This window comes from uncultured Campylobacter sp., from assembly GCF_963517995.1.
Lineage (GTDB): Bacteria > Campylobacterota > Campylobacteria > Campylobacterales > Campylobacteraceae > Campylobacter_A.
The window spans coordinates 1-6,225 of record NZ_CAUQHQ010000131.1; the positions used below are offsets into that span (position 1 = coordinate 1).

General features: G+C 49.3%; 7 protein-coding genes. 3 read left to right on the forward strand and 4 right to left on the reverse strand.

The genetic code is table 11. The features are described from left to right. Window positions 1-261 precede the first annotated feature (261 nt). From RYL88_RS10780 to RYL88_RS10795, 4 genes are all read right to left on the reverse strand, one after another. On the reverse strand, window positions 262-1,041 hold the full coding sequence (locus RYL88_RS10780) for a hypothetical protein (protein ID WP_314991215.1): 780 nt from the start codon (window positions 1,039-1,041) through the stop codon (window positions 262-264). 125 nt (window positions 1,042-1,166) lie between these two features. Continuing rightward, the gene (locus RYL88_RS10785; RefSeq protein WP_314991216.1) at window positions 1,167-1,667 is read right to left on the reverse strand and encodes a hypothetical protein; all 501 of its coding nucleotides are present in this window, start codon (window positions 1,665-1,667) and stop codon (window positions 1,167-1,169) included. Between the two features lie 168 nt (window positions 1,668-1,835). After that, window positions 1,836-2,468 (reverse strand): hypothetical protein, encoded by a 633-nt coding sequence (locus tag RYL88_RS10790; protein WP_314991218.1) that lies wholly within the window; start codon window positions 2,466-2,468, stop codon window positions 1,836-1,838. Further along, window positions 2,465-3,757, reverse strand: coding sequence for an aminotransferase class V-fold PLP-dependent enzyme (locus tag RYL88_RS10795; RefSeq protein ID WP_314991219.1), 1,293 nt, complete (start codon window positions 3,755-3,757; stop codon window positions 2,465-2,467). The genes RYL88_RS10790 and RYL88_RS10795 overlap by 4 nt, the downstream gene beginning before the upstream one ends. 115 nt (window positions 3,758-3,872) lie before the next feature. Between RYL88_RS10795 and RYL88_RS10800 the strand changes: the two genes are divergently transcribed. The 3 genes from RYL88_RS10800 to RYL88_RS10810 form a co-directional block, all read left to right on the forward strand. Then, on the forward strand, window positions 3,873-4,688 hold the full coding sequence (locus RYL88_RS10800) for a DUF234 domain-containing protein (protein ID WP_314991221.1): 816 nt from the start codon (window positions 3,873-3,875) through the stop codon (window positions 4,686-4,688). Beyond that, the gene (locus RYL88_RS10805) at window positions 4,685-5,683 is read left to right on the forward strand and encodes a HAMP domain-containing sensor histidine kinase (protein ID WP_314991223.1); all 999 of its coding nucleotides are present in this window, start codon (window positions 4,685-4,687) and stop codon (window positions 5,681-5,683) included. The genes RYL88_RS10800 and RYL88_RS10805 overlap by 4 nt, the downstream gene beginning before the upstream one ends. 138 nt (window positions 5,684-5,821) lie before the next feature. After that, window positions 5,822-6,225: isochorismatase family protein (locus RYL88_RS10810; RefSeq protein WP_314991226.1), on the forward strand; the 404-nt coding region annotated here is incomplete at its 3' end.

The following is a 6,225-nucleotide window of genomic DNA, read 5'->3' on the forward strand; positions in this document are numbered from 1 at the left end:
GCTTAAATTTACGCCTTCGCCGTAAAAATATCGACGCAAAACGCGCAAATTCGGCGTAAAATCAAACAGCGCGTTTGTAAATTTTAGGCGTAAAAATAAAACCCGTCAAGACGGCTAGCTTGGATTTGCCTTGCCGCCTCGCGGGCGCAAAATTACGCTAGGCCGAACCTAAACTGCGCGCCGATGAATTCAAGCTCTAAATTACGAGGCGGCCAAGTTCCGACCTTTCCACTCGCACGCTAAAACTAGCCGCGCCGAAGGCTAATCTTTTTTATAAAACACGTTAAAACTAAATCCGCCAAGCAAGATTATCACGCCCGCAATCCCTGCAAAAGGCGAAAACCAAAAATCCATCATCCCCGCGCAGAGCAAAGCAAGTCCCGCTAAAAGGCTTATCGCGATATCAACGTTAAACCAAAACACCCTCTCAAAAAAGCCTTGAGATTTTTTCGCCGTCAGATTTTTGCTGAGATTTCGTATTTCTAAAACCTTGAAATTTTCGTATTTTACGCTCGCTTCATCGCCGTTTGCTAGCTCCAGAGCGCGCTTTTTAGGGCTGCTACCCCACAAAAACGTATCAGCGATCGTGACGCTAAAATAATTTTTCTCTTTCGTCTCAAAAATACTTAGATTGCGCACCATACCGCTAACCTCGCCGTTTGCCTTGGGCTCTTTTACGGTGTCTAGCATCAACCTAACGCGCAAGCCCAAAGATGCCTCGCCGTGATATTTAAACCAAGCAAGGGCAAGAGAGCCGAAACCAAAAACTAACAGCAAGGTGCCAAAAAGCGGCTGCCGTCCGTCAAATCCCGAGAAAATCGCCCAAACGCCGGCCGCGCCAAACAGCAAAAACAGCGCGAAAAACAGAGCCACAAAAAAGGAGCTAGGCTCGTAGGCGTACCATGCCGCGGAGTTTAAAGAGCGATTCTTTAGCCCCAAAACCCGCCCCTTTTTATCGCAAACGACCAGCGTTTCGTCGCCGTTATTTACCGGCAAGAGCGGACTTTGTAGCGAGCTAACGTTTAAAATTCGTCCCTCCAAGCTAAAGCTATAATCAATCCGCTTTTGTCTTCATAGACGCACTCAAGCGAATTTACGCGGCCGCTAAGCAGCTTTAAATCGTTTTGCGTTTTCATTTAAAAAATCTCCTCAAATTTGACGCCATTTTATAAATCCATCTCATTTAAAAATTTTCTTACAGTTAGATATGCCTCGACAGTGCCGCTTAAGCTCTTATTTTCGCTCCAGTATATGTGCAAAAATGGCAGTGATAAAAACAGGCAAACAACAAAGGCAAACAAGGCTGCCATGCCTGCAAATTCGGACAAATGCTTGCTTAGATAAATGATAGGTATCGAAAAGATCGCGCCTAAAATTTTACCCGGAACGATATCAAAGATCGCCGCCCAAGATAGTATAAAGTGCGCGCGCCAAGCGTAGTTTTTGAGCCACTTGCCCGAGGTTAAATTTTTAAAATTCCAAACCTCGTTTTGCTCGTCGTAGGCTACGGCTAAACGGTCGTTTTCGCGCGGCACGAGGCGCTCTTTGAGGTTTTTAACGTTAAATTTCACGCCCGCGATCTCAAAAGCGCACTCGTCCGTAGCAGCATTCCATCTCACGTTTTTTACCTCGCCCGCTAAGACCTGAAACTCGCGCGAATCTCGCATCTAAATTTTCTCCAAAGTTTTTGTAAATTCGTAAAAATTAACGCCGCGCAAATTTGAGCTGGGCGTAAAAATACGTCAAATTTGAGCGGGACAAAAACCCGCGCAGACGGTCAAATTTGACGGATCGCCTAGCCGAAAAAGCAAATTTACGCCGTAAAGCCCGCAAATTTAGCGTGCCGATAGTCCTTCCAGCTCCTTTGCCAGCGCGTTTACCTTCGAGTCGTCCATGCCGTTGCGCTCGACGTCGCTCACGACGATGTCCTCCCACGCCTTAGCAAACTCGGCCTGCGATAGCCCAAGGCCGCCCTCGCCCTTTGGCAGCATGCCGCTAATCACCAGCGCGCGGAAACACACGTGGCGGTCGCCCTTATAGGCCTTGCACTGCTCTAGCGAGTTTTTAAACTCGGCTCTTAGGTGCTGCATGACCTTGTCGTCCGGGTACTTTTCCGCCGCGCGAGCTATGTCAAGCGCCGTTTCGTAGTACTCCGAGATGGCCTTAAACTCGCCGTTTTTGGCGGCATACTCGAGTAGTTCGCCCGCTCTTTTGCTATCTCTTGGCACGCCTAGGCCCATAACGTAGAGCAGCCCCAGATCGCCACAGGCGTCTCTTAGACCCTCGTCGCAGTATTTTTTGCGAAGCTCGAATTCCTCTTTAAATTTACCGCTTTCAAAGTAGTTGTTCGCACCCGCCACGGAGTTATACTCGCGCAGTACTTTTGCGTACTGCTCGGGGCTAAATGGCTTTGCCTGCGCGCAAACGGCGCAAAGAGCAAACAAGGCCGCGGCTAAAATTTTATTCATTTCTTATCCTTTTTGGTTTTAAATTTTTTGATAGTTTTTTTGATGGCCTTTAGCAGATATGCGACGTCTTTTGGCGTGTGCGAGTAGTGCAGGCTCACGCGCACCCAGCCGGGCTTTTGATCAAATTTCTGATCGTCTTTTAGCCCGAGCAGATCGTGTCCGTACGGACCGGCGCACGCACACCCCGCGCGTGTCTGCACGCCGTAGTCCTCGCTTAGCGCTTCGGCAAAATCATAAGGCGAAACGCCTTTTACGTTAAACGCAAAAATCGGCAGTCTCGGCACTCCGCGCGGACAGTAGCTCACGACCTCGGGGATCTTATCCAGCCCCTCGCAAAATAGCTTTGCAAGCTCATCCTCGCGGCTTTTTATGACGTCTAGGCCGACCTCGTTTCGTAGTCTGTATGCTAGCGAGGCTCTAATTAGCCCCATCACGTGCTGGGTGCCGCCCTCCTCGGTGCGCTCGATGCTAGGCGCGAAAAAATGCGAGCTGCGGCTCACGTAGCTAACCGTCCCGCCCGCGGCAAAGGTCGGTTTGCTTGATTTTACGAGTTCTTTTCTTATCGCGAGCAGTCCGCAGCTGCCCACGCCTCCTAAAAGCTTATGCGGCGAGAGAAATAGCGCGTCGAAGTAGTCGGCGTCGAGGTTGTCGTGCGGACTAAGGCTAGCCGCGTCAAAGGCTACGGTAGCGCCGTATCGCTTCATCATCACGTAGATTTTTTTGTAGTCGCTGATTATCCCCGTGACGTTTGAGGCCGCGCTAAAAGAGCCGATGATCTCGCGCTTTGAGTTGATTTTGAGCAGTTGATCGAGCCTGCCGAAATTTATCTCCCCGCTCTTGCTTAGCGGTATGCGCACGACCTCGCACAGCCCCTCGCGCAGGCTGACCTCGTTTGAGTGGTGCTCGTAGGGCGAGATGATGACGAGGGGCAAATTTGCGCCTTTTACCGCCTCTTCGCCTAGACGGTTTGCGCTCATAGGCGGCAGATAAAGCCCCATGATTTCTTCAAATTTCTTTATCGCTCCCGTCGCGCCGCAGCCAGCCGAGATCAGATAAAACCGCTCGTCAAGCCCTAGCGCGTCTTTTAGGCTTTGCCTTGCTTTTTCGTAGCGTTTTTGCGTTTTTAGCGCGTTTGAGGCGCTTTCTGAGTGCGTGTTGGCGTAGGTTTTTAGGTATTTTGCGATCTTGCGTTCGATAGGCGCGTAGGCTAAGCCCGAGGCCGTATAGTCAAAGTAGCGCACGCCTTTTTTTAAAATAATATTTTTTCTGATTTCGTCGATGCTAACCAAAATTTTTCCTTATAAAAAAAGAGATTATAACCAAAGTTGTGCTAAAATGGGCTAAAAAGGAGCGAAAATCTACGCCTTTATATCAAGCTACGCGCGCTTTAAGCACCTTGATATCTTGCAGCTTATTTACTTTCATCTAGTCTTTGACGCGCTAAATTTTGAGGCGAGTTATTACGATATTTTCGAGGCGATCGAAAAGGAAATTTTAGATAAATTTGAAGATTTGTCGCTCAAATTTAGCTTTGACGCCCCTTTTGAGAGCGAGCTTAAATTTGCCCTTTGCAAGCTTGCTAAAAACGACCGCAAAAAATACGCTCTAAATAAATTTCTGCCCCGCCCTCTCATCCTAAAAATTTACGCCGCCGTGATAAACTCAGGCGTAGTCAGCATCGAAAAGACGCTGGAAAAACCGCGCGTAAAAAGCAAATATCAAAAATCAAAAAAGCTGCCCGAGCGCGACAAGGCGCAGGATAAGGTGGTCTTTAACGACAATTTTACTAGGTTTTGGTTTTATTTCATCGAGCCGAATTTGACCCTTTTAAAAAACGGCGAAAAGGACGCTTTGATGGAGATTATCAGACGAGAGTTCGACTCGTATGCTGGCTTTGGCTTTGAGCTGCTTTGCCGCGAGCTTTTGGCATTTAGACTAGGTGCCCAGCCCGCACGGGTGCGCAGCTTGTGGGCGAAAAATATCGAGATAGATATATTTTTAAGCACCCAGGGGCGCATCGTCGTCGGAGAAGCTAAATTTAAAGAGCATAAAATTTGCAAAAACGTGGTAAATTTACTCCTTAAAAAATGCGAGCGGCTAGGCTTCGTGCCGGGCGCCGTCGCGCTATTTTCCAAAAGCGGCTTTAGCAACGAAGTGCGCCGCCTAAAAAACGACCGAATTTTACTTTTTGATTTAGAAAATTTCGAGGAGCTTTTATGACTCAGATAGATAAAACCAGCGTCCAAGACGGACTAAAAAGCCTGATCGAGCAGACCTATCTGATAGAGCGCGAGTATAAAAACCTAACCGCGTCCTATGCGAGTTTGCAAGGTTTTATCAAAGATATCGTGGAAATTTTGCCAAACGCGATCTGGGTTTTGGACGAGGCGGGCGAGATATTTTTACAAAATTCAGAAGCCCTAAAGCTCGGGCAAATTTTAAAATTTATCCCGCAAGATGAGGGCGAGATAAGCGCCGCGGGACAAATCTACCTCATCAAAATCGCCCAAAAAGAGGGCAAAAAAATCATCTCCGCAACCGACATAACGACCGAAAAACGCACCGAGCGCCTAGCCTCGATGGGTCAGGTCGCCGCCCACCTAGCCCACGAGATACGCAACCCCGTTGGCTCGATCTCGCTGCTGGCCTCCACGCTGATAAAAAAGGCGGACGAACGCGCTCGCCCCGTCGTCGAGCAAATGCAAAAGGCGATCTGGCGCGTCGAGCGCATCATCAAGGCCACCTTGCTTTTCACCAAAGGCCTAACGATAAACGCGCGCGAATTTAACCTAGCCGAGCTAAAGGGCGAGTGCGAAGCGGCGATAGAGTGCTACACATACGGCAAGGAGATCAAATTTAGCCTAAATTTCCCCGACCTGCCCTATGTGGGCGACCGCGATCTGCTCGCGATGGTGTTTCAAAATATGCTGTTTAACGCGATCGATGCGGTCGAGGAAAACGAGGACGACGAGGGCTGGGTGCGCGTGGACTACGAGCAGCGCGAGGGCGAACATAAATTTGCCGTGACCGATAGCGGCGTGCCGATCAAAAACCAAGCCATGGTCTTTGAGCCCTTTAAAACGAGCAAGCTAAAGGGCAACGGCCTTGGGCTGCACCTGTGCCTACAGATCGTCCAAGCCCACGGCGGCAGCATCGAAATCGAGCTTGAGCCAAAGAGCTTTTGCGTAAATTTGCCCGCAAAAACGCGCGGCTAGGCAGGTGAATTTGATGAAATTTAATGCTCTAGGCGGAGTTTAAATTTGAACGCGAAATTTAGGGCGGCTCGGAGTTTAAAATTTGCTTCAAAGAGACGAACAACAAACGTAAAAACAATCAAAACACAAGGAGAGAAAATGAAATTTGACGCGAAAATCTTAGAGGATTTGGCGAAGTGGTTTGAGGAGCTAAAGGAGATTAAATTTAGCGAACTTTTAGCGGGCGACGCGGCAAACACCGCATTTATCAGCGTGGATATGATAGAGGGATTTTGCAGCATGGGACCGCTAGCCAGCCCGCGAGTGGGCGAGATCGCGGACGCCGTAGCGCAGGCTTTTAGCGCGGCTTACGCGGCGGGCGTTAGAAATCTCGTGCTACTCGAGGATAGCCACGAGGCAAACTGCGCGGAGTTTGACGCATTTCCGCCCCACGCTATCAAAGGCACCGAGGGCGCGAATACGATACCGCAGCTACGCGATCTGCCGTTTTTTGACGAGATAAAAATCTTTCGCAAAAACTCCCTGAGCGCGGCCTACTGCAC